This window comes from Exiguobacterium sp. N5 (assembly GCF_025842465.1).
GTDB lineage: Bacteria > Bacillota > Bacilli > Exiguobacteriales > Exiguobacteriaceae > Exiguobacterium > Exiguobacterium profundum.
This window is the reverse complement of record NZ_JAPAEP010000001.1, coordinates 1,460,321-1,482,236: the sequence shown is the minus strand read 5'-3', so window position 1 is coordinate 1,482,236 and position 21,916 is coordinate 1,460,321. Positions and strand designations below refer to the sequence as shown.

Annotated in this window: 25 protein-coding genes; 22 read left to right on the top strand and 3 right to left on the bottom strand. The window is 49.5% G+C overall.

Annotation, left to right across the window (positions count from 1 at the left end; translation table 11 throughout):
- Window positions 1–15 precede the first annotated feature (15 nt).
- From OKS35_RS07735 to OKS35_RS07715, 5 genes are all read left to right on the top strand, one after another.
- Window positions 16–1,071 carry an acyltransferase family protein gene (locus OKS35_RS07735; RefSeq protein ID WP_012726998.1) on the top strand — a complete coding sequence of 352 codons (1,056 nt, stop codon included), beginning with the start codon at window positions 16–18 and terminating at the stop codon, window positions 1,069–1,071.
- 74 nt (window positions 1,072–1,145) lie between these two features.
- Window positions 1,146–1,481: an Asp23/Gls24 family envelope stress response protein gene (locus tag OKS35_RS07730; protein WP_012726997.1), complete on the top strand. Its 336-nt coding sequence runs from the start codon at window positions 1,146–1,148 to the stop codon at window positions 1,479–1,481.
- A gap of 199 nt (window positions 1,482–1,680) precedes the next feature.
- A complete protein-coding gene (gene pgmB, locus OKS35_RS07725; protein ID WP_074036182.1) occupies window positions 1,681–2,346 on the top strand; it encodes a beta-phosphoglucomutase in 666 nt (221 codons plus the stop codon).
- A gap of 218 nt (window positions 2,347–2,564) precedes the next feature.
- Window positions 2,565–2,972 carry a hypothetical protein gene (locus tag OKS35_RS07720; RefSeq protein ID WP_074036184.1) on the top strand — a complete coding sequence of 136 codons (408 nt, stop codon included), beginning with the start codon at window positions 2,565–2,567 and terminating at the stop codon, window positions 2,970–2,972.
- A gap of 122 nt (window positions 2,973–3,094) precedes the next feature.
- Window positions 3,095–4,147: a glycosyltransferase family 4 protein gene (locus tag OKS35_RS07715; protein WP_012726994.1), complete on the top strand. Its 1,053-nt coding sequence runs from the start codon at window positions 3,095–3,097 to the stop codon at window positions 4,145–4,147.
- A gap of 41 nt (window positions 4,148–4,188) precedes the next feature.
- Here OKS35_RS07715 and OKS35_RS07710 read toward each other — a convergent pair whose 3' ends face one another.
- A complete protein-coding gene (locus OKS35_RS07710) occupies window positions 4,189–5,196 on the bottom strand; it encodes an LCP family protein (RefSeq protein ID WP_159562681.1) in 1,008 nt (335 codons plus the stop codon).
- Window positions 5,197–5,237: 41 nt separating this feature from the next.
- A complete protein-coding gene (locus tag OKS35_RS07705) occupies window positions 5,238–5,879 on the bottom strand; it encodes a YigZ family protein (RefSeq protein ID WP_215243749.1) in 642 nt (213 codons plus the stop codon).
- 179 nt (window positions 5,880–6,058) lie between these two features.
- Here OKS35_RS07705 and OKS35_RS07700 point away from each other — a divergent pair, with 179 nt between their 5' ends.
- The 17 genes from OKS35_RS07700 to OKS35_RS07620 all read left to right on the top strand — a co-directional run bounded on the left by OKS35_RS07700 (window position 6,059) and on the right by OKS35_RS07620 (window position 20,923).
- Window positions 6,059–7,183 carry a sensor histidine kinase gene (locus tag OKS35_RS07700; protein WP_196431028.1) on the top strand — a complete coding sequence of 375 codons (1,125 nt, stop codon included), beginning with the start codon at window positions 6,059–6,061 and terminating at the stop codon, window positions 7,181–7,183.
- Window positions 7,184–7,205: 22 nt separating this feature from the next.
- On the top strand, window positions 7,206–7,898 hold the full coding sequence (locus tag OKS35_RS07695; protein ID WP_159562679.1) for a response regulator transcription factor: 693 nt from the start codon (window positions 7,206–7,208) through the stop codon (window positions 7,896–7,898).
- A 95-nt stretch (window positions 7,899–7,993) separates the two neighbouring features.
- Window positions 7,994–8,842, top strand: coding sequence for a DegV family protein (locus OKS35_RS07690; RefSeq protein WP_264092793.1), 849 nt, complete (start codon window positions 7,994–7,996; stop codon window positions 8,840–8,842).
- A gap of 48 nt (window positions 8,843–8,890) precedes the next feature.
- Complete coding sequence (treR, locus tag OKS35_RS07685; protein ID WP_159562677.1) at window positions 8,891–9,598, top strand: trehalose operon repressor; 708 nt, start codon at window positions 8,891–8,893, stop codon at window positions 9,596–9,598.
- Between the two features lie 202 nt (window positions 9,599–9,800).
- Window positions 9,801–11,249: a PTS system trehalose-specific EIIBC component gene (gene treP / locus OKS35_RS07680; RefSeq protein ID WP_264092792.1), complete on the top strand. Its 1,449-nt coding sequence runs from the start codon at window positions 9,801–9,803 to the stop codon at window positions 11,247–11,249.
- Between the two features lie 82 nt (window positions 11,250–11,331).
- Window positions 11,332–12,966: an alpha,alpha-phosphotrehalase gene (gene treC, locus OKS35_RS07675; protein WP_264092791.1), complete on the top strand. Its 1,635-nt coding sequence runs from the start codon at window positions 11,332–11,334 to the stop codon at window positions 12,964–12,966.
- 121 nt (window positions 12,967–13,087) lie between these two features.
- On the top strand, window positions 13,088–14,245 hold the full coding sequence (locus OKS35_RS07670) for a DEAD/DEAH box helicase family protein (RefSeq protein ID WP_264092790.1): 1,158 nt from the start codon (window positions 13,088–13,090) through the stop codon (window positions 14,243–14,245).
- Window positions 14,242–14,910: a ComF family protein gene (locus tag OKS35_RS07665; protein WP_264092789.1), complete on the top strand. Its 669-nt coding sequence runs from the start codon at window positions 14,242–14,244 to the stop codon at window positions 14,908–14,910. Before OKS35_RS07670 ends, OKS35_RS07665 begins: the two co-directional genes overlap by 4 nt.
- 57 nt (window positions 14,911–14,967) lie before the next feature.
- Window positions 14,968–15,324, top strand: coding sequence for a flagellar protein (locus OKS35_RS07660; protein WP_236548937.1), 357 nt, complete (start codon window positions 14,968–14,970; stop codon window positions 15,322–15,324).
- A gap of 23 nt (window positions 15,325–15,347) precedes the next feature.
- Window positions 15,348–15,599: a flagellar biosynthesis anti-sigma factor FlgM gene (locus OKS35_RS07655; protein ID WP_214781758.1), complete on the top strand. Its 252-nt coding sequence runs from the start codon at window positions 15,348–15,350 to the stop codon at window positions 15,597–15,599.
- A 113-nt stretch (window positions 15,600–15,712) separates the two neighbouring features.
- Window positions 15,713–16,069: a flagellar protein FlgN gene (locus tag OKS35_RS07650; RefSeq protein WP_264092788.1), complete on the top strand. Its 357-nt coding sequence runs from the start codon at window positions 15,713–15,715 to the stop codon at window positions 16,067–16,069.
- A gap of 12 nt (window positions 16,070–16,081) precedes the next feature.
- Window positions 16,082–17,572 (top strand): flagellar hook-associated protein FlgK, encoded by a 1,491-nt coding sequence (gene flgK / locus OKS35_RS07645; protein WP_196431022.1) that lies wholly within the window; start codon window positions 16,082–16,084, stop codon window positions 17,570–17,572.
- Window positions 17,573–17,578: 6 nt separating this feature from the next.
- The gene (gene flgL, locus OKS35_RS07640) at window positions 17,579–18,511 is read left to right on the top strand and encodes a flagellar hook-associated protein FlgL (RefSeq protein WP_214690627.1); all 933 of its coding nucleotides are present in this window, start codon (window positions 17,579–17,581) and stop codon (window positions 18,509–18,511) included.
- A gap of 27 nt (window positions 18,512–18,538) precedes the next feature.
- Window positions 18,539–19,093: a DUF6470 family protein gene (locus OKS35_RS07635; RefSeq protein ID WP_230872833.1), complete on the top strand. Its 555-nt coding sequence runs from the start codon at window positions 18,539–18,541 to the stop codon at window positions 19,091–19,093.
- Between the two features lie 15 nt (window positions 19,094–19,108).
- Complete coding sequence (gene fliW, locus OKS35_RS07630) at window positions 19,109–19,546, top strand: flagellar assembly protein FliW (protein WP_074036208.1); 438 nt, start codon at window positions 19,109–19,111, stop codon at window positions 19,544–19,546.
- Entirely contained in the window at window positions 19,546–19,773 is a 228-nt protein-coding gene (csrA, locus tag OKS35_RS07625) for a carbon storage regulator CsrA (protein ID WP_012726976.1), read from the top strand. The genes fliW and csrA overlap by 1 nt, the downstream gene beginning before the upstream one ends.
- 94 nt (window positions 19,774–19,867) lie before the next feature.
- Window positions 19,868–20,923: a GGDEF domain-containing protein gene (locus OKS35_RS07620; protein ID WP_264092787.1), complete on the top strand. Its 1,056-nt coding sequence runs from the start codon at window positions 19,868–19,870 to the stop codon at window positions 20,921–20,923.
- Window positions 20,924–20,978: 55 nt separating this feature from the next.
- Here OKS35_RS07620 and OKS35_RS07615 read toward each other — a convergent pair whose 3' ends face one another.
- Window positions 20,979–21,893, bottom strand: coding sequence for a YitT family protein (locus OKS35_RS07615; protein ID WP_214781748.1), 915 nt, complete (start codon window positions 21,891–21,893; stop codon window positions 20,979–20,981).
- Between the last annotated feature and the right edge of the window lie 23 nt (window positions 21,894–21,916).

Here is a 21,916-nt window from a genome sequence, read left to right as displayed (position 1 = left end):
ACTAGAGGGAATGTTATGAGAAATTATTGGTATGACAATATTAAAGGAGTGCTCGTCCTACTCGTCGTCTTCGGACACTTGTTGACCGATGTCCGCGGCGCTTATGACGATATTTTACCAAAGTGGGTGTATCTGTTCCTGTATACCTTCCACATGCCGTTGTTCATCATGTTGAGCGGTTACTTTTATCGGGAAAACCGCTATTTGCGCGTGATCCAGTTATTCGTGGTCTATGTCATTTGGCAGGTCATCCTTGGGTCATGGTTCGCATTTACAGAAGGGATTCCGATTTTCTCACTTGAAAATCCGGGTCTGAATTTGTTGAAGCCGTATTGGGCGCTTTGGTATCTGATGGCCATCATTTTCTGGTACATCATCACCCCGTACGTGACACAACTGAAAGGGTACGTATTGTATGCACTATTATTTGCGCTTCTGTTCGGATTCCAAGCCGAGGCGACGGGGTATTTCGCGTTACGGAAAGTCATCATGTTCTATCCGTTCTTCTTGATCGGGAACTGGATGTCCGAGCGCAATACGCTCAACTTCTTTGAGTTACCAAAACGGGCCGAACACCGGAATCGATATCGCATCGGCGGGGCGATTGTTTTCACCACGCTCACACTGGGACTCTTGGTCTCGATGCGGGTCCAGCAAGACGATACGTTCTATCATATCGGGAACTTGTTCAAATTCCGTTTCGCCTATGACACGGCCGTCCCAGAGGCGATGTGGAGTGGACCGTTCGCCTTTTTGATTGTTTATACGGTGTCGCTCCTCATGTCAATTAGTTTCGCGCTCATCATCCCAGGACGACAGCTCCCGATTTTTTCGCGTGCCGGGCAGTATAGTCTGTACGTCTATCTCGTCCACGTCTTCTTTGTTGTCGCCTGGAAGGCGTTTATACCGGCTGGGTTCATGCCGACATCTTGGATGCAACTGCTCGTCTTGTTCGGTGTCGCCTTTGTGATGGTCCTCGTGATTATCAGTCCACCGATGGTCCGTCTCTTGCGTCCGCTCGTCGAGATTGACGTGAAGCGAGTCCAAAATACGAAGGGTGTAAAAGGGTAAAGTCTTTTCTAAATGCTTCATTTCCGCTACACTTTATTAAGAAGAAACGAAACTAGAGTTAAGGAAGTGACCCTATGCCATACGAAAATGGAATGCACAGCACAGAAGGCGACGTGAACGTATCACGTCACGTCGTTGAAATGATCGCCGCGGTCGCGGTCAAAGAAACGAAACACGTCTCGTTCACGCAAGAAGATACGAAATTGTCAGAGCGTGCGCTCATGAAACATGTGAAAGTCGATGAGTCGGACGAAGGCATCACCATCAACCTATCGCTTTATATCGCGTACGGACAGTCGATCATCAAAACGGTGACGGCCGTCCAAGAGCGCATCACGCAAGATATGGACACGATGCTTGCGATGACACCACGTTCTGTGAACGTCAAAGTGGTCGGCATTCAGCTGTAATAAGGAAGGGGAGAGCGCATGCTCTTCTCTTTTTTGATTTTTGCGAAAACGGTTGCATCAAGAGAACGTTTTCATTTATAATAGAAATCGAACAAGTGCAACCGTTTGCATCATTGACCAAACGTGCGACGGGTACTTGTCAAGTTCCCTAAATGTAGTCTGACGACACAAGCATTTGAAGGAAAGGCGGAAAGCATGTATGTCAACGATTGAAGCAGTGATTTTCGATTTGGACGGTGTCATCACTGACACCGCAGAGTACCATTACCTCGCATGGAAGCAGCTCGGTGAAGAGCTCGGAATTCCATTTGACCGCGAATTCAACGAAACGCTCAAAGGCGTGAGTCGGACTGAATCGCTTGAGCGGATCCTTACGCTCGGCGGTAAACAAAACGATTTCACACCGGAAGAGAAAGCAGAACTCGCACAAAAGAAAAACGAGCACTACGTTGAACTCATTCAACATATCTCATCCGACGATCTTCTTCCAGGTATCGTTTCATTCCTCGATGAAATCAAAGAGGCGGGACTTAAAATCGGAATGGCTTCTGCTTCAAAGAACGCATTTGCGGTCGTTGACGCACTTGGTGTCCGACATTACTTCGACCATATTGTCGATGCAGCAACTGTCGCCCAATCAAAACCACACCCCGAAGTGTTTTTGAAGGCCGCTTCTGCCCTTGGCGTGAAACCCGAACTCGCCATCGGCGTTGAAGACGCGGCTGCCGGCGTAACTGCAATCAAAGCGGCAAATATGTTTGCTGTCGCCGTCGGAGAAGAATCGATGCTTGGTCATGCAGACCTCATCGTCGCTTCTACTGACGAACTGTCACTTGAACGCATCCTCGAACGCGTTCACGTGTAAATGACTACAATCATCTTCCGTGAGACGGCGACTGCCCCGAACAGTCGCCGTCTTTTTTTGAGTCAAAAGTCCTAAATAGACAGAATTGCCCAAAAAGAGATGACAAACACATTACAAATCCGTTACACTTTTATAGAAGATATAGAGGGATTATTAGGAATTACTGATTTAAATTAGGGAATTCCGAATTATAATTGGATGTAGAAGGGGATTTGTGTATGGAATCTACGAATGTCAATGACCACATTTATCGAGAATTGATGGAAATTGAGGAGTCGTATCGCCAATTGCAACGACGTGCCGAGTATTTGATTGCGGAATTGAGTCGAGATAGAGAAGATAAGGACTCCATGACTGATGCGTCAAAACGCCTACGTCCGCGCCGTGTGAACCAGCGTTATCCGCTCGAGGTGTACGTTCATCAAGTGACGGATCTACTGAAAGAGCGTCAGACGATGAGCGTGCGTGATATTCAAATGGAACTTGAACTTCGTTACCGTCATCACATCAGCAACATTTACCAATTGATGGTGAAAATTGAAGGGGTCAACCCGGAAATCAAAAAAATTGGTCGCGGCTTGTATACATACGAACCGACAGAAGAAGTGGCAGCGACACTTTCATGATCCAGAGCTGATGGGGAACGCCTCATCGGCTTTTATTGTAAACGGACTGATATCCACTCCTCGATTCAAAATGTGATATAATTCGCCAGAGTCTATTTTTTTGAGAGAGGAACTGTCGGCCCATGCTATGGATTGCCATGTTGGTCAGTTTTGTGATGGCCATCTTGATTACACCGCTCGTTCGTCGATTCGCATTTTTCATCGGTGCAGTCGATCATCCGAACGCACGAAAAGTACATTTACGGACGATGCCACGAATCGGGGGTCTCGCGATTTTTATCGCATTTTTCATCGGCTACGCCTTGCTGCTTCCGACGAGTCGATATAACGACGCTATCTTGATTGGCGCTGTCGTCATTCTCCTTACCGGACTGATCGATGACCGGTTCCAGTTATCAGCCCGTGTCAAGTTGATGGGACAGATGATTGCGACGGTCGTTGTCTTGAACTCGGGGATGCGAATTGAACTCATCAATCTTCCGTTCGACCAGCAACTCTACCTCGGGTCATGGAGCATCCCGATCACCGTCCTTTGGCTGATTGGGATCACGAATGCCATCAACTTGATTGATGGTCTCGATGGTCTCGCCGCCGGTGTGTCGAGCATCGCCCTCGGGACGATTGCCGTGTTAGCCATCATTCAGGGGAACGTCTATTTGACGATGATGGCGCTCTTGCTTCTTGCGAGTACGCTCGGGTTTCTCGTTCATAATTTTTATCCGGCGAAAATCTTTATGGGCGATACGGGAGCACTGTTCCTCGGGTACATGCTCGCCGTCTTCTCGCTCATCGGGTTTAAGAACGTGACATTGTTCTCGCTCGTCGTCCCGGTCCTCTTGCTCGGGTTGCCGATCTCGGATACAATTTTCGCCATCGTGCGCCGGCTCGTCCAAGGGCGACCGCCGATGTCGCCGGATAAATCGCATATGCATCATCAGTTGATCGATATGGGCTTCACGACACGGCAAGCCGTCTTGCTCATGTACGGGATGACCTTGTTCTTTGGCATCTCATCCATCTTGTTCGCCAAGACGACGATGCTCGGTGCGGTCATCACGTTCATCGTCGTGTTGATTGTCATTGAATTGATCGTGGAATCAACCGAACTGATTCATCCAAATTATAAACCGATTATTCGCACGTCCCGACGACTGCTCGGTCGACCGCGAACCTAAAAAATAGCCAGTATCGCCGCGCGATACTGGCTATTATTGTTTTAGTAAGTGATTGTCTCAGTCATCGTATCGTCTGTTTCGTCAGTTGATGGTTCATCCGCTGTAACGGGCATGCCGAGCTCCGTCTGGAGAAGGGCCTGGGCGTCACGAAGGTCAGCCGGGTCGATTTCATAATAGTAGACCCCGTTCAGCGTCAGGTCCGTCCCTTCAAGTGTTTCGCGGTTGAACGACTTCAGCGATTTTGCGTAAGGCTGAAGTTGTGAGGCCTCTGACAACGTCATGTTCGTCCGGATGTTCTCGCCGACAGCATTCATGATCCGGTTCAGCTTCGTAAACGAGTTGATGGTCGTCGCCTCATTGATGATGGCCTCGATAACTTGCTGTTGTCGACCGGCTCGACCGATGTCGCCGGCAGGGTCTTGCTTCCGCATCCGGGCATAGGCAAGTGCTTCTTTTCCGTTCAAGACTTGAACGCCAGGCTCTAGCTCGACATTTCCGGTCGCTTTTCCAGAGATGGGGATGAGGACATCGATCTCGACGCCACCGACCGCATCGACCAAATCTTCGATTCCATCAAAGTTGATGGTCGCATAGTAATCGATTGGGATGTCGAGCAGGTTCTCGACGGTCGCGATGGTCGTGTCAATGCCTCCGTAAGCGTAAGCATGGTTGATCTTGTCTTTGAACGGATCCTCATCGTCGATGATGATGTCGACATATGAGTCGCGTGGGATGCTGACGAGCGTGACTTGCCGCGATTCCTTGTTGAACGTGGCGACCATGAGCGAATCAGTCCGTCCTTCCTCGAGCGAGGCGCCGCCATCGACTCCTGCTAACAGGACAGAAAAGTGATCTTTCGTCAAGTCGATGGTCTCGTCGCGACGTTCTGACTTGTCGCCACGTTCCAACGCCTTGTTCGCGTTTTCGGCGGTTTCATTCGCTTTGAAGACAAAATAGCCGAAAGCGGAACCACCGATGAGCAATACGACACCCAACACGATGAGGACAATTTTCCAAGGTGATCTTTTCTTGCGTGGGGGTGTTTTCATGTTGTTTCCTCATTTCAGTCGTTTCTTTTAGTATAGGCGTTTCAGCGTTTGAAATCACGTTCGATGATGCGGATCCCATGAGTTTGAAGCTGACCTTGACCGTTCGTCATGTCTGTCAGCCAAGCGAGCGCCTCCTCTGTCTCTTCCACGGGTACCGAGACATGAAACGTGACGAGGTCCGCGTAGATGATGTCATCGAGCAGATAGCTAGACTGTCTCAACTCGTTTTCGACTTTCCCAATCCATGTATAGTCGACGGTGAGTGTCAATTGTTGCATCGGTAGGCGTTCGACGATGCCGATTGCATCAAGTCCTTCGCTTACAGTTCCACCGTAGGCACGAATAAGTCCGCCGCCACCGAGCTTGATTCCACCGAAATAACGTGTCACGACGACGACCGTATCTTTCAAGTGGCGTTTGCGTAACACCTCGAGCATCGGCATGCCGGCCGTACCGCTCGGCTCACCGTCGTCGTTCGCTTTTTGGTGCTCGTTCCGTTCCCCGATGATATAGGCGGAACAGTTATGGTTTGCATTCCAATGCTCTTTCTTGGTGGCTTGGATAAACGCCTGCGCCTCTTCCTCTGTTTCGACACGTTTGAAATGAGCAATAAATTTTGATTTTTGGATAACGACTTCGTATGTTCCACTTTGTTTTATAGTATAATTTGACTCAATAGACATTTCTGAAAATTCTCCTTTCTATTTTTAAATATTTTTTTTAGAATTCAAGTAGGCACATACGCTATTTATAGCGAATGGAATTATAGAAAATCTCTCATGTCCGCTGTAAACCTGTTTAGAGTGGGACGATATATAAGAATAGATGAGGATTAACTACCGAACTATTAGGGGATGGCATCGTGAATCATATTACCGATCGGACAGCTTTAGAACATATCATAACAAATATGATTGAAACGGTGACGGAAAGTAAAGAGGAGATTGTCCGTATAACCGAAAGTTCTGCAACTGAATATTCAGCAATTCAAAACGAGTTAAAAGAATTGACGGATAAAATCGAGTTCTACATCGAGGAGTCCGATCGACTCGACCGACTCGTGAAAGCTGCAAAGGCCAAGCTCGTTCAAGTCAGTAAAAAGTTTCATATACATAGTGAACAAGAAATTCGCGAAGCCTACGAACGGGCGAATCAAATGCAACTCGAACGTTTTCTTGTCCAAAAAGAAGAGATGGCGGCACAGCAACGCCGGAACGACTTAGAGCGTCGTCTGCTCATCTTAGAGGACACGATCGAACGTGCCGAAAAGTTGATTGGTCGCGTGAGTGTCGTCTTGAACTTCTTACGGGATGACTTACAGCAAGAGTATTCGGACATGATGAAAAAACAAGAGATGGCCATCGGCGTATTCGAAGCGGCTGAGCGCGAACGGCGCCATCTCGCCCGCGAGATGCACGATGGTCCAGCGCAATCGCTTGCTCATATTCTGATACGGGCCGACCTGATTGAAAAGACATTTGATAAACGAGGAAAAGATGAGGCATTTGCCGAATTACATGAATTGAAAAAACTAATTCGTGGGGCGCTCGTCGACGTCCGTCGTTTGATTTATGATTTACGTCCGATGTCGCTTGATGATTTAGGCTTTTTGCCGACGCTCGAGCGCTATCTCCATCAAACGGAGGAGTATACGGCAATTAAGACACGTCTCAACTATCGAGGGTCGCGTGCGCGATTACCGGAGAAGCTGGAGATTAACGTGTTCCGTCTCGTTCAAGAATCGGTACAAAATGCGATCAAACATGCAAAAACAGCCGAAATCATCGTCAATGTCGAGCAAGCGAGCGACGTGATTCACATCCACGTCCGCGACTATGGCATCGGGTTTGAACCGAGCGCAATTGGCGAAGAGTCGTTTGGGATTGTCGGAATGCGCGAACGAATTGAATTGGTGAACGGAAGCATCACCATCGACTCGGAAGTCGGCAAAGGGACAGTCGTCCGGATGTCGATTCCGATTCCGTGAGAGAACAAGGGGGAAGACATACATGGAAATGACACAGACACGCATTGCGATCGTGGATGATCACGAACTGTTCCGCGAGGGATTGAAGCGGATTTTTGATTTGGAGGATGAATTTAAAGTTGTCGCCGAAGGGCGTACGGGACGCGAAGCAATCCGCATCGCTGGCGAGCAAAAACCGGAAATTCTAATTATGGATATCAACATGCCGGACATGAACGGAATCGAGGCGACGAAGCAACTGTCACTTCTTTCACCAGAGACACGTGTCCTCATTCTGTCAATCCATGATGATGAGTCGTATATCACACATGCGCTTGAAGCGGGGGCATCAGGTTTCTTATTAAAAGAAGTCGCATCGACAGAATTGATCTCGGCAGTCCGTGCCGTCGCAAAGGATGGGGCGTATCTTCATCCGAAAGTGACAACGAACGTACTGAAGGATTACCGCCGTCTCTTACAATTCAAAGGGGAACAGGCGGGACGTGGCGTCGAGAGCCGTACAGATGACCCGGTCTATCAATTATTGTCGCGCCGTGAGGTCGAGGTGTTGCACCTTCTCGCCGACGGTCGCTCAAACCGAGACATCAGTGACATGCTGTTTATCAGTGAGAAGACGGTCAAAAACCACGTCTCCTCCGTACTTCGTAAAATGGACGTGAACGACCGGACGCAAGCCGTCGTGGATGCGATTCGCCGGGGTTGGGTCGAGATTTGAGCGTCACCGATGCTTTACCTCGTTTTTGTGTTACAATATGGAATGGAATCCTAACATAATTGGAAAAATGAAACGACGTAAAGTGAGGATATAGTATGGGAAACATTGCGATTTTAACCGACAGTACCGCCTATCTGTCGGATGATTTTTTGGCGCGACATCACGTCCATGTCGCACCACTCAGTGTCATCTTCGATGGTGCGTCGTACCGCGAGTCGATTGATATGTCGACCGAGGCGTTTTACGAGCGTATCGAGGCAGGGAACCTGCCGACGACGTCGCAACCGGTCATCGGTGAGACGGTTGAATTGATTGAGAGCTTGCCGGACGATGTGACAGACGTGATTGCAATCACGCTCTCGAGTGGGATTAGCGGAACGTACCAATCGATGGTCGCGCTAAATAACATGGTCGATGTGACGGTTCATGCGTTTGACTCAGAGATTTCGTGTATGCCGCAAGCGTTTCTTGTCGAAGAGGCTCTTCACCTCCGTGACAACGGGGCGACACCAGAAGAAATCATCGCCCGACTTGAAGCGGTCCGTGATTCGATTCGCGCGTACTTCGTCGTCGATGACCTCGACCATTTACAACGCGGCGGACGATTGAGTGCGGCGCAAGCGCTCGTCGGATCGTTCTTGCAAATCAAACCGGTCCTTCATTTCCAAGATAAATTGATCGTCCCGTTCGAGAAGATTCGGACATACAAGAAGGCCGTACGCCGAATCGAAGAGATGATGGACGAATCGATTGTCGGAGATGGGGAAGGGTACTGCATTGGTATCATTCACGCCAACTGCCCGGAGCGTCAGGCGGAAGAAATCGCTTCGATGAAGCAGAAGTTCCCGAAAGCACATATCTCGGGAAGCCATTTCGGTCCCGTCATCGGAACGCATCTCGGACCTGGTGCAATCGGCATCACATGGTATCGTCGCGAATGGTAAGAGAGACGACCGTCTAAGGTCGTCTTTTTCAATGGAGGAGGGAATGAAATGGCGAAATATCGCCAAATCTTTGAGCGTCTGGCAGAAGAGATGCGAAATGGCACGAGACCCGCTGACTCAAAGCTTCCGTCTGAAACCGAGTTGATGCATCAGTTCGAGGCCAGCCGGGGGACGGTCCGGAAAGCGCTCGATCTTTTACAGGAGAACGGGTATGTCCGGAAGCATCATGGAAAAGGCGTGTTCGTGTTGAAACGTGACCAGATCGAGTTTCAATTCAATGGCATCGTCAGTTTTTCAGAGGTCTACGCGAGCATGCTCGGTCGTTCCATTCAGACCCACGTCGCTTCGTTCGAAGAGATAGAGGCCCCGACATGGCTCGCCGAACGGATGAACTTAGCGCCAGGGACGCATGTGTTTCGCATCGAACGGGTTCGAAACTTTGACGGGGAGAACGTTATTTTAGATATCAACTATTTCGTCAAAGATCTCGTCCCCGGTCTGACAGAAGAGATTGCGGCTCGATCGATTTATGGATATATCGAAGATGAGCTTGGGCTACAAATCAGCTATGCCAAACGGAAGATTGCAGCTGAAGACGTGACGGAACTTGACCGGAAACGGCTCGACTTGCATGACTATGAATATGTCATCGTCATCACGAACGATACGTTCTTATATGAAGGACAACAATTTGAATATACGGAGTCGCGTCACCGATTGGACAAGTTCCAGTTTAGCGACGTCGCCCGTAGGTAAACCTCTTTCGTACAGGAAGGGGTTTTTTGTTTGTCCTAAGTCAAAATAGGGGAATTTTAACAGTAAATCACGACGCAAAACTTTCATGTTTAACTTGTATATATAAGTTGTTGACTTAACTTATATAGATAAGTTATACTTTGTTTGTACTCATAAGTAACCGTTTTCATTTACAGTTTTCAAACAAAGGAGGACATTCAACATGAAGGCAGATTATCGTCAAATTGCCGCTGAGATCTTAGAAGCGATCGGGGGCAAAGACAACGTGGACAAGGCCGCGCACTGTGTGACGCGTCTACGTCTCTCCCTCAAGGATCAATCAAAAGTCGATGAGGAACGCGTGAAAGAAATCGACCTCGTCAAAGGGGCGTTCGAGAACTCCGGCGTGTATCAAATCGTCATCGGAGCCGGTGATGTCGATCGCGTCTATGCCGAGTTCATCAAGCTCGCTGGACTTGAGGCGGCGACGGTCGCCGAGGTCAAATCTGCGGGCGGCAAAAAAATGAATCCGCTTCAAAAACTCGTCAAAGTCTTCTCTGACGTCTTTATGCCAATCATTCCAGCCATCATCGTAGCCGGTCTCCTTATGGGGATCAACAACTTACTTGCATCGGAAGGTCTCTTCATCGAAGGACAGACGCTCATCGAGGCGTATCCGAACCTACAAGGACTTTGGGATCTCATCAACATGATGGCGAATACGTCATTCGTGTTCTTACCTGCACTCGTCGGTTGGTCGGCGACGAAACGATTCGGTGGGAGCGAAGTACTCGGGATCGTCATGGGTCTCTTGCTCGTTCACCCGGACCTCTTGAATGCATGGGGCTACGGAACGGCAGCACTTGAAGGAGATGTCCCGACGTTTGATATCCTCGGACTCTTCGAAATCGAGAAAGTTGGCTACCAAGGTCAAATCTTGCCGGTACTCGCCGCTGCCTATATCTTGAGCCAAATCGAGATGTTCTTGAAAAAACGTGTACCGAACGCCATCCAACTCTTGGTCGTTCCAATCACAACAATCGTTGTCACAGGATTCCTCGCACTCGCAATCGTTGGACCGGTCACTCGTGGAATCGGGAACGTGATCGCGACAGGACTCGTCAACACGTTCGAAGCCGTACCGGTCGTCGGGGCACTCCTTTTCGGATTGTTCTACGCACCGCTCGTCGTCACCGGGATGCACCACTTGTTCATCGCCATCGACCTTCAGTTGATCGCAGATACAGGCGGTACGTTCATCTGGCCGATGATCGCACTCTCAAACATTGCTCAAGGTTCGGCCGCACTCGCGATGTTCTTCGTCTACAAGCACAACGCGAAACAAAAGAGCATGGCATCGACTTCAGCCATCTCGGCTTATTTCGGAATCACAGAGCCGGCCATGTTCGGGGTCAACTTACCAAATAAATTCCCGTTCTACTCAGCTATGATCGGGTCGGCAATCGCTGCTATCTTTATCACATTGAACGATGTGCAAGCAATCGCCATCGGTGTCGGAGGACTCCCTGGATTCCTCTCAATCTTCACAGATAAGATCCTTCTCTTCATCGTGGGCATGGTCATCGCGATCATCGTTCCGTTCGCGCTCACTTTCATCTTGTCGAAGCGTTACATGAAGAAAGGTGAACTTGAAGAAAACAAAGTCGCATAAGTAATGACTCGGGAGGGAGGGACGGCAGTTCTTTCCTCTTTCCTATTGAAATGAAAACTCTTACAAAAAGGAGATGTCGTTGATGACACAGAAAAATTGGCGCAAATCAGTCGTCTATCAAATTTACCCGAAAAGTTTTTACAGTCCGGAAGGGAACGCGACCGGATCGATTAAAGGGGTGACGGCGAAGCTGGATTACTTGGCAGAACTCGGCATCGAATACATTTGGATGACACCTGTCTATCAGTCACCTCAACACGATAATGGCTATGACGTGAGTGATTATTATGCCATCGACCCGTCTTACGGAACGATGGAGGACCTCGACGAATTGATCCGTGAAGCAGAGGCGCGGGGCATCGGCCTCATGATGGACATCGTCGTCAACCACTCTTCGACCGAGCACGAATGGTTCCAAAAATCATTGGCGGGAGACGAGCGGTACCGTGACTACTACATCTGGCGCGACGAACCGACGAACTGGGAATCGAAGTTCGGTGGGAATGCGTGGGAATATGATGAGAAGAGCGGACAATATTATCTCCACTTGTTCGACGTGACACAAGCTGACCTGAACTGGGAGAATGAACAGATGCGCGAGGACGTCTACGAGATGATGCGGTTCTGGCGTAAAAAAGGAATCAAAGGATTCCGTCTCGACGTCATCAACCTCATTTCAAAAGAACAGAACTTCCCAGAAGACGCATCGGACGGTCGCAAGTTCTATACGGACGGTCCACGCATCCACGAATATTTAAAAGAAATGAACCGAGAAGTATTTGATGGGCATGACGTCATCACGGTCGGGGAGATGTCTTCGACGACGCTCGATCACTGCGTACGCTATTCAAACCCGAACGAGAACGAGCTCAGCATGACGTTCAGCTTCCACCACTTGAAAGTCGACTATCCGAACGGCGAGAAATTCGTCGCGGCGCCGTTCGATTTCATTCAATTAAAAGACATCATGTCGACGTGGCAACGTGGGATGCACGGAAAAGGATGGAACGCCATCTTCTGGTGCAACCATGACCAACCACGTGTCGTCAGCCGTTTTGGGAACGACACGAACCATCGCGTAGAGAGCGCGAAGATGCTTGCGACAGTGCTCCACGGCCTTCAAGGGACGCCGTACATCTATCAAGGGGAAGAAATCGGGATGACGAACCCCGGCTTCGACTCGCTCGATGAATATCGGGATATCGAAACGCTCAACATCTACAAGTTGAAGCGGGAAGAGGGTGTGTCGCATGATGACATGATGGCCGCCATCAAACAGAAGTCACGCGACAACTCGCGAACACCGATGCAGTGGGATGCAACGACACATGCCGGCTTCACGAGCGGCACACCGTGGATCAACGTGGCGCCGAACTATGAGGACGTGAACGTTGAAACGGCGCTTCGTGATCCGAACTCAGTGTTCTACCACTACAAACACTTGATTGCATTACGAAAAGAACTTGACGTTTTGACGGACGGAGACTACACGCTTCTTACTCCTGATTCGCTAGACGTTTGGGCATATACACGGAAGACGGACCGAGAGGAGCTACTCGTCGTCGCCAACTTCTATGGAATTGAAACGACGTACACGATTCCAGAAGGATTCGAGCGGGTGAACGTCGTCAGTCACAACTACGACGTGCCTGAGCTCGACGGAATGTCGTTGTCTCTTCGTCCATATGAGGCGATCATGTTCTATAAACAGATTTAACAGATGGGACCCGACTTTTTCGTCGGGTCCTATTTGTGTAGTAGACCTATGTTGTTTTAGATAAGTTGAATCGTATTTACATAGGTATTTTGGTAGCGTGATGACAAAAAGGAGTCAGGTTATGGGAGAACTTATTGTCGCACCGAAAGGAAAACGAGCCATCCGCTTCGGCGTCTGCCAACGCTGTCTCAGCACGCACGTCCGGACGTTCACTTGTCATCATGGACGCTGTGCCTATTGCCGAAATTGTTTGTACCTCGGGCGTGTCTGCCGATGTGATTTTCTACAGGAACGGGACATCACAACTCCAACCGAGACGACCGAATTGACGATGCCATTCGAGCTCGTCCCAGACCAAAAGCGGGTCGCGAACCAACTGCTCACGTGGTGGGACGAACGGAGGACGGGACTTGTGCATGCGGTGTGTGGCGCTGGGAAGACCGAGATGACGTTTCCTGTGATTGAGCGTGTCGTCAATGAAGGGAAGCGAGTGTTGGTTGTCTCTCCGAGGAAAGATGTCGCCATCGAATGGGTCGAACGATTAGAACAGGCGTTCACAGTCCCTGTCACTAAACGATATGGAGGGGGAGAAAAAGACTCCATTGGGATGATCACGGTGGCGACCGCACCGTTACTCATGAATTTACGTGACGTGTTCGATTATGTGCTCGTCGATGAGTCCGATGCCTTTCCGTTTGCCTTTGATGTGGCACTTTGGAATACAATCCGTCGGGCCGGGAGAAATGTCTTCTTATTTATCACGGCGACCCCGACCGTTTGGCAACAATTACTTCCGAAGGTTCATCTGTCGCGGCGCTATCACGGATTCGATTTGCCGGTCCCGACACTTGTCAAACAGTCCGACGAACGACTCCTAGACTTCTGTCGACGTCACGCCTTGAAACCCCGTCTCTTGTTTGTGCCGACGAAGCCTGATTTGGAGCGATATGAAAGTCGGTTACAAGAGGCAGGTATCACGTGTCAAACCGTTTCTGCTGACACGGAAGAACGGTTGGATACACTCCATTGGCTTCAAGAAACGAAAGGGATCGTCCTTGCGACCTCCATCTGGGAGCGGGGAATGACGGTTCGGGATGTACAGGTCGGGGTACTCGAGAGCGAACATCGGCTCTTCTCGACACGAGGACTCATTCAGATGGCAGGTCGGGCGGGGCGAAAACCGGATGCGCCGACAGGAGAGGTCTGTTTCTTTTACAAGGAGCGGACGTTCCGTCAAGATGTTGCCATCCGCAAGATCAAGGAGGCGAATCGGCGATGAAATGTCTTCTTTGTCATGAGTCGATGACCGTCCCGTGGACACCTGACACGTTATGGCGACGGGACTGGGTGTGTCCCTCTTGCGAGTCGAAACTGACGCCGCTCGGGACAGGTTGCCCACGCTGCGGTCAACCAAATGAGACCGGTGAGACGTGTCCGGACTGCATCCGCTGGCTCGCACTCGGTCTCGACTTGACCGTCCGCTGCCTGTACGCGTACGATGATGCAGGAATTGACTGGCTACATCGATATAAATTCAGCGGGGATGTCGTCATTGCCTCATCGGTCGCCCCAGCGCTTCGGGCATTGCGTTCATCTGGCGTGACCTATGTTCCGATTCCGTTGAGTAAGGAGCGACTTCAGACACGTCGTTTCAATCAGGCCGAGGTGCTCGCGCGATATATCGGTCCGACGCGGCAGATTCTCGAAAAAACGGAGGTTTCAAGTCAACGTGAACTCGGGAAAGAAGGAAGACGACACCGAACGAACCCTTTCACTGTACCAACTTCAGTGAAATATGGGAAAATCATTCTTGTAGACGACGTCTATACGACGGGAACGACCCTTCATCAGGCGGCATTTTCGTTGCGACTGGCAGGTGCATCAGAAGTTTCTGCGATTTGCTTGTTTCGGGCGCTAAACAAATCAAAATCGCGTCCGATATAAAGGGCAGAGGTGAAACCAATGGATGCAGCAACTTGCCAAATGTGTGGGCGCTTGTTTATGAAACAGGGACGTTCACCGTACTGTCCATCATGTAATGAAGTCGATTATAAAAACTTCTTGAAAGTCCGCGATTTCATTCGTGAACCAGCCAACAAACAGACGACCATCGGAGCCCTCGTCGAAGCGACAGGTGTCTCTGAACTTGATATCACGCGATATATCCATGAAGGACGCTTGATCATCAAAGACAATCCGGCGCTTGCCATCAGCTGCGTCCGTTGTGGTCGGCCTACGAATGAAGGGAAAATCTGTTCGAACTGCCAGAGAGAAATGCAGAAGGAACTGTCCAGTCTACAGGAGATGCAGGAGGGCTTGGCGAAAAAGTCGAGTATCCGCGCTTATCGTTTGGATTAACATCATGAAGAGGGGGAAGACGCATGCGCATCGATTCAGCCAAGTGGGTACACTTACCAAACACTTATGAAAAGAAAACGCAAGTCGAGCCGAAGCCCGCGCAATCAAGCCAAACGGACCAATTGTCAATTTCGGCGGAAGCTCGCGCCCGGTTTGAAGAACCGGTGAAACATCCGGAACGTCTCGCTAAAATCGACGCTTTAAAAGCGGAGATTGATGCAGGCACATATTCACGGGACGCGCGCGAAATCGCTAAACGCTTTCTACAAGGATGAATGGAAGCGAGGTCCGTTTGAGGCCTTCGCACTGAATAACACGGCACGGAAGCTGACTAAATAAGGGGTACCCCTTTCTTTAGTCGGCTCTTTTTTTGAAAAAGGAGAGACTCATGCTCACATTACATAAACGATTACTCGAATTGGCTTACGCAAAAGAACAGCAACTCATTCAAAATGACATGGTGGCATTTAGCACGCTCGTCAAAGAAGAAGCGAAACTCGTCCGACAAATTTCACAAAAAGAAGCGGAACGACTTCAAGGGACGTATGAATTGGACGATGAAGAGATAGAGGAATTGAGACCGGTCTTGTTCGAGTTAAAGCGACAGAACGAATTGAACGCGACGCTACTCGAACAATCCCTTCATTATATTAATTGGCATCTGGATATGCTCATGCCGGAAGCAGATGATTTTACATACGGACAACAAGCGTTCGAAACACGCTCGTTCAGCCGTGACGTTTAAGGAGGAAGTGGAATGGGTTCAACATTTATGGGATTAGAGACGGCACGCCGCAGTCTCTCGACACACCAATGGGCGCTTCAAGCGACCGGGAATAACGTGGCGAACGCCTCAAACCCTGGCTATTCGCGCCAACGACTCACACTCGGGATGACCGAACAGCTCTCGGTCAATTTTGGCGGGACGAAAGCCGGACAATTCGGGACAGGGGTACGCGGGGAGACGCTCGCCCGAATTCGCGATCTTATGATCGATCAACAGTATCGTGACGAGTCGGTGAAGAACGCCTTCTATGCGACGAAAGAAGCCGCGTTCGGTCGGATGGAAGACATCATCAATGAACCGTCTGAGAACGGACTCGCTAAATCGCTCGACTTGTTCTGGGCATCACTTCAAGACTTGTCGGTCAACCCGGACGATACGGGTGCGCGAAGCGTAGTTCGGCAACGAGCATTGACGTTGGCACAGACATTTAACTATATGTCTTCATCATTGACTAAAGTACAGGATGACTTAAAGACCGAAGCAGGGGTCGTCACGAAAAAAATCAATGATTTGTTGACGAAAATCAGTGACGTCAACCGTCAAATCGGTGATGCAGAGCCTCTTGGTGTTCTGCCAAATGAATTGTATGATGAGCGCGATCGCTATATGGATGAGTTGTCGCAATACATTGAGTTCGAACGTGTGCCTGTTGATTACACGAACGGCGAAACACGTGGGAACTCGCAACGTGTTGCAGAAGGACGAATCGATATTCGTGTAGTCGTCGGTGGTACAGAAGTAAAACTCGTAGACGGTCTTACGGGCGGAGTTGGGAAATTTGATGGGATGACTATGACCGATGCTGCAGGTACGAATACATCGATGACACATGCCGACATGCCTAACGGAAAATGGAAAGCACTTGTTGAAATGTACGGAAGTGCAACTGGTCCAGAGGCAATCGATGGGGCATTCACCAACATGCTCAAAGACTTAGATGAGATGGCGAACGTCTTCGCATCAGCATTTAATGTAGCGCATGGAACAAACATGGACGCGGACGGGAATGCCGGTCGAACTGACTTTTTCGTGGGTACTACTAGCGCCGCTACCATTACTGTGAACCCTGATTTCATGAAGAACTTAGATTTAATTGCAGCATCTAAGGACGGGAACATCGGGGATGGAAGTGGTGCTCTCGAACTTGCGCAATTGAAAGAAAGTGCGCTTAACTTTGCGGGTTCGGTTACGACCTCAACCTCGATCGGCAAGTACTATCAAAATGTTATCGGAAACATGGCAGTCGAGGCTAGCCAAAACGCGAACTTGGCAAAGAGTACATTTGCTCTCTTAAGTAGTTCGGACCAACGTCGGTTATCGGTCAGCGCAGTCTCGCTCGATGAAGAAATGACGATGATGATTCAATATCAACACGCTTATAATGCGGCGGCTCGAAATATCACAGCTGTCGATGAAATGTTAGACAAAATCATTAACGGCATGGGTGTCGTAGGGAGGTAATGACTGATGCGTGTCACACAGACAATGCTCACACAGACGAACTTGAAGCATTTATCAAGTAGTTACAACACACTCGCTCGTGTCCAGGAACAACTCATCAGCGGGAAACGGATTCAAAAAGCATCGGAGGATCCAGTCGTTGCGATGCAAGGAATTCGTTACCGGACCGAGGTGCGTGAAGTCGACCAATTCCGACGGAACGTCAGCGAAGCGACAAGTTGGATGGATTTGACGGACTCGACATTGAACGAAGTCACGGAAGCTGTCAAACGAATTCGTGAGTTGACGACGCAAGCGGCGAACGATACGTATGAATCGTCGCAACGTGCCATCATCAAGAGCGAGGTCGATCAATTGATTGAACACATCGGTTCACTTGCGAACTCAAAAGCAGGCGAAAAGTATATTTATAACGGTACGAAAACAGATCAACCTCTCATCAATGTCGAACAGTTAAAAGCGTATTTAGCGAATCCGGCTGGTTCTGTCGATTCGATTTATGAGAGTGGAACGGCACCTGCAGCAAGTGGGGAAATCGAATTTGAAGTGTCAAAAGGAATTACTGTACAAGTGAACATGCAACCGGAAACGGTTTTTGGTAAGGAGTTATTTGAAGGGCTTCACAAATTAACTACACTTCTTAATGATCCAACGACTGCCGGGGCAGATTTGTCTGCAGAACTTGATACGCTCGACACACTCGGTCAAAACTTGATCACGGAACGGGCGGAGCTCGGTGCCCGAGCAAACCGTTTGGAGCTCGTCGACAATCGTCTTCAAGATCATGAGATTATCGCCAAGACTATCATGTCTGATAATGAAGACATCGATGTAGAAAAAGTCATTATGGAGCTGAAGTCACATGAAACTGTACACCGTGCAGCGTTATCTGCAGGTGCCCGCATCATTCAGCCGACGCTCCTCGACTTCTTACGGTAATTGATGATGAATCTCGCGAGACTTGAGATGCGGCAGACACAGGCCGCAATCCAGATGACATCCAATCGACCGGTACTTGAGATGCGTCAAGGACGGGCCGACCTGTCCATCCAACAAGGGAGAGCCGAGATGACGCAACAGACGACACAAGGGAAGCTTGAGGTTGATTCATCAGTAGCGAGAAGTGAGAGCAATCTGAAGGGTGTGCTCGAACTCGGTAAACATTTCGGACGGATTGGGGAACAAGGTGCCCGAGAAGCGATGGCGAATATCGCTCGAGACGGCGACCGCATGATGCGAATCGAGAACGGGAATCCAATCCCTTCGATAGCGGCTGAGAAAGTGAATGACCCATATCCGATTGTTGACATGGGCTACATGCCAAAATCAATCGATCGTGTCAAGTTGACGTATACGCCGGCGGATGTGAAAATCGAGTGGAATATCACACCACCCCAAATTGATGTATCGCTCACTCCGACCGACATCTCGTTCACGCCGTGGACGACGGACATTTCGCTCCGTCAACAGGCGTCACTCGAGATGTGGCCGGTCGGTGGGATGTATGATGAAACGCGTTGAAAGTGAGGACAATCCATGTTCATTGAAACAGACTACTTTGGCAAGATTGAAATAAACGAAGCGGAGACGATCACCTTCGTCAGTGAGATTCCGGGATTCCCGGAATCAAAGACGTTCGTGTTGATTCCGTATGGGGAAGATTTGCCGTTCTGGTCGCTTCAGTCGATTGAGGAACAGGCATGCGCGTTCGTCGTGACGAATCCGTTTTGGCATAAGTCGGACTATGCGTTTGAATTGTCGGATGGCGCGAAAGACCAACTTGGAATCGAGGAGGCGGAACACGTATCGGTCTATTCTATTGTGACGCTTCGTGAACCTTTTGATTCATCGACGCTCAACTTGAAAGCACCGATCGTCATCGAGACGAAGGAACGTCGCGGGAAACAAGTCATCCTAGACGATGCGTATCCAGCTCGTTATCCACTCGGTGGCACGAAAGCGGAGGTGCGCTGATGCTCGTATTGAAACGAAAACAAGGTGAGGCCATCCATATCGGCGACGATGTGACGCTCACGGTACTCGCTATCGAAGGCGACCAAGTGAAGCTCGGGATTGATGCCCCGCGGCATATCGATATCCATCGCCATGAGGTGTACATTCAGATGCAGGAAGAGAACGAGTCTGCACGAAACAGTGCTAACTTGATGAAGCAGATGATTCAAAAACAGTCGGAAGCGTGAGCTTTCGACTTTTTTCATGAATCCGGTAATTGATGGATGACAGCACTCGATGGGTTGGGATAGGATGGAAACGTGAAAGGAAGGAGGGGAATCGGTGGAAACAGGTATTAATAGTTTTTTTATCAACATCAGTCTGATCTTTTTATTCATGTCGCTCACACTCTATGTGATGCGGACGGTTTTACCGATTCAGCCGACCTCCCCGTTATTCGTACGCTTTTGGTTTGGAGTCTCTAACGGATTGACGGCAATTCTCTTAACCATTAACTCCATCGAATTAGGGGATGCCCGAATCGACCTTCGTCTCATCCCGATTGCCTTATCCGCAACGTTCGCTGGACCGTTCGGAGCTATCGTCACGCTCGGTCTGATCTTCATCGGACGCACGACGCTGCACGGAATGAGTGCTCCGTTCGTAGACTCGTTACTACTGTTACTTGTCTTCTTTTTATTTTCTCTTGTCATGACACGCTTACCGATTCGTCGAGGGAGAGGGTATGCCATCTACATCGGGTTAGGTGCGCTCCTCGTCTTGATTCAAGTGAGCGGCAGTGTGAATGAGACGGTCTTTATAAATGTATTTGTTCCTTATTTTCTCATGTTATCTTTTGGGGCCTGGCTCTGCTATTGGGCCGCAAAGAAACTCGAGACGCATCTATGGATGTTTCTCCTACATACGCACCGGGCGACCATTGATGAGTTGACGGGACTTCCGAACCGTTACAGGACGCTCGAACAGATGAACGATTTGGAAATGTCCGGTAACCCGTGGACGTTACTCGTCATCGACGTCGATCATTTTAAACAGTTGAACGATACATATGGGCACTTAGCGGGAGACGCAGCGCTTCGTCATATCGGACAAACGTTGGAACGTAGCCGTCCGCCTTCTGGATTTGTCGGGCGATACGGTGGCGAAGAATTTTTGCTTGTCATTGAAGGTAGTGAAGGCATGGCGAAGGTGGCAGAAAACATCGTGCAGATGGTACAGCGAACACCATTCGAATTTCAAGGTGAAATCATTCCGATGACTATTTCAATCGGTGCAGCGATTGCAGGGCATGAGCCGAGCATGGTCGTGTTCGAAAGAGCAGATGAAGCATTGTATGAAGCGAAGCAAAATGGACGAAATCAGGTCATGTTTGCGTAAAAATCCCCTATAACCGTTGGCGATGATGGTCCAGCGGTTATAGGGGATTTCACGTTTAGTGAATGTTTTTCTTCTTTAATTGTCCGCCGCGGACGTCGTGAATGTTGCCAATGGCGAGGAACGCTTTTTCATCATAGTCATCGAGAATATCTTTTAATTTCGTTTCTTCTAATCGACTGATGACTGTGAAGACGACTTTCTTCCCGTCACCTGTGTAGGCGCCTTCTCCATGAAGATACGTCACACCTCGACCGAGCCGGTCCATGATGGCTTGCCCGATATCGTCTGGTGCGGACGTGATGATCCAGGCTGCTTTCGACTGGTCAATTCCTTCTAGGACAACATCGATCGTCTTGAATGCGATGAAATAGGTGAGGAGCGAATACATGGCCCTGTCCCAACTGAAGACGAATCCGGCCGTCCCGAGGATAAAGATATTGAAAAACATGACAATCTCTCCGACGGAGAATGGTAATCGGTTCGTGAAGGAAACGGCAAGAATTTCCGTTCCATCGAGTGACCCTCCTGCCCGGATGACGAGCCCGATTCCGGCACCGAGTAAGAAACCGCCGAAGACGGTCGACAAGAGGAGGTCGTCTGTGAACGGCTTGATGTCGTGAAGGACGATGGTGAAGACTGACATGAGCAGGATGGCCGTCAACGTGACGACGGCGAACGTCTTTCCGATTTGCCGATACCCGAAGTAGATGAACGGTAAGTTGAAGAGGACGAGCCAAATCGCGAGTTTCGTCTCCGTCAAGTACGACACGATGATCGAGACACCGACGATACCACCGTCGATGATTTGATTCGGTACGAGGAACGCCTCCAAGCCGACGGCAAAGACGAGGGAGCCGAGCAGCAAAAGGACGACTTTTACAAACAGTTCAGAAGCCTTAATCGGATTATGTTCCCGCCTTAAGCGCTGCACTTCCTCCGGTGTCGGGGAAGGCATAGGTGTACGCTGCATACATGGTGCCCCCTTTCCATTTT

Bases quoted from the DNA above. Each gene is read 5' to 3' on its own strand.
- OKS35_RS07735 (WP_012726998.1), top strand. From the start codon at position 16: ATGAGAAATTATTGGTATGACAATATTAAAGGAGTGCTCGTCCTACTC.
- OKS35_RS07730 (WP_012726997.1), top strand. From the start codon at position 1,146: ATGCCATACGAAAATGGAATGCACAGCACAGAAGGCGACGTGAACGTA.
- pgmB (WP_074036182.1), top strand. From the start codon at position 1,681: ATGTCAACGATTGAAGCAGTGATTTTCGATTTGGACGGTGTCATCACT.
- OKS35_RS07720 (WP_074036184.1), top strand. From the start codon at position 2,565: ATGGAATCTACGAATGTCAATGACCACATTTATCGAGAATTGATGGAA.
- OKS35_RS07715 (WP_012726994.1), top strand. From the start codon at position 3,095: ATGCTATGGATTGCCATGTTGGTCAGTTTTGTGATGGCCATCTTGATT.
- OKS35_RS07710 (WP_159562681.1), bottom strand. From the start codon at position 5,196: ATGAAAACACCCCCACGCAAGAAAAGATCACCTTGGAAAATTGTCCTC.
- OKS35_RS07705 (WP_215243749.1), bottom strand. From the start codon at position 5,879: ATGTCTATTGAGTCAAATTATACTATAAAACAAAGTGGAACATACGAA.
- OKS35_RS07695 (WP_159562679.1), top strand. From the start codon at position 7,206: ATGGAAATGACACAGACACGCATTGCGATCGTGGATGATCACGAACTG.
- OKS35_RS07690 (WP_264092793.1), top strand. From the start codon at position 7,994: ATGGGAAACATTGCGATTTTAACCGACAGTACCGCCTATCTGTCGGAT.
- treR (WP_159562677.1), top strand. From the start codon at position 8,891: ATGGCGAAATATCGCCAAATCTTTGAGCGTCTGGCAGAAGAGATGCGA.
- treP (WP_264092792.1), top strand. From the start codon at position 9,801: ATGAAGGCAGATTATCGTCAAATTGCCGCTGAGATCTTAGAAGCGATC.
- treC (WP_264092791.1), top strand. From the start codon at position 11,332: ATGACACAGAAAAATTGGCGCAAATCAGTCGTCTATCAAATTTACCCG.
- OKS35_RS07670 (WP_264092790.1), top strand. From the start codon at position 13,088: ATGGGAGAACTTATTGTCGCACCGAAAGGAAAACGAGCCATCCGCTTC.
- OKS35_RS07665 (WP_264092789.1), top strand. From the start codon at position 14,242: ATGAAATGTCTTCTTTGTCATGAGTCGATGACCGTCCCGTGGACACCT.
- OKS35_RS07660 (WP_236548937.1), top strand. From the start codon at position 14,968: ATGAAACAGGGACGTTCACCGTACTGTCCATCATGTAATGAAGTCGAT.
- OKS35_RS07655 (WP_214781758.1), top strand. From the start codon at position 15,348: ATGCGCATCGATTCAGCCAAGTGGGTACACTTACCAAACACTTATGAA.
- OKS35_RS07650 (WP_264092788.1), top strand. From the start codon at position 15,713: ATGCTCACATTACATAAACGATTACTCGAATTGGCTTACGCAAAAGAA.
- flgK (WP_196431022.1), top strand. From the start codon at position 16,082: ATGGGTTCAACATTTATGGGATTAGAGACGGCACGCCGCAGTCTCTCG.
- flgL (WP_214690627.1), top strand. From the start codon at position 17,579: ATGCGTGTCACACAGACAATGCTCACACAGACGAACTTGAAGCATTTA.
- OKS35_RS07635 (WP_230872833.1), top strand. From the start codon at position 18,539: ATGCGGCAGACACAGGCCGCAATCCAGATGACATCCAATCGACCGGTA.
- fliW (WP_074036208.1), top strand. From the start codon at position 19,109: ATGTTCATTGAAACAGACTACTTTGGCAAGATTGAAATAAACGAAGCG.
- csrA (WP_012726976.1), top strand. From the start codon at position 19,546: ATGCTCGTATTGAAACGAAAACAAGGTGAGGCCATCCATATCGGCGAC.
- OKS35_RS07615 (WP_214781748.1), bottom strand. From the start codon at position 21,893: ATGCAGCGTACACCTATGCCTTCCCCGACACCGGAGGAAGTGCAGCGC.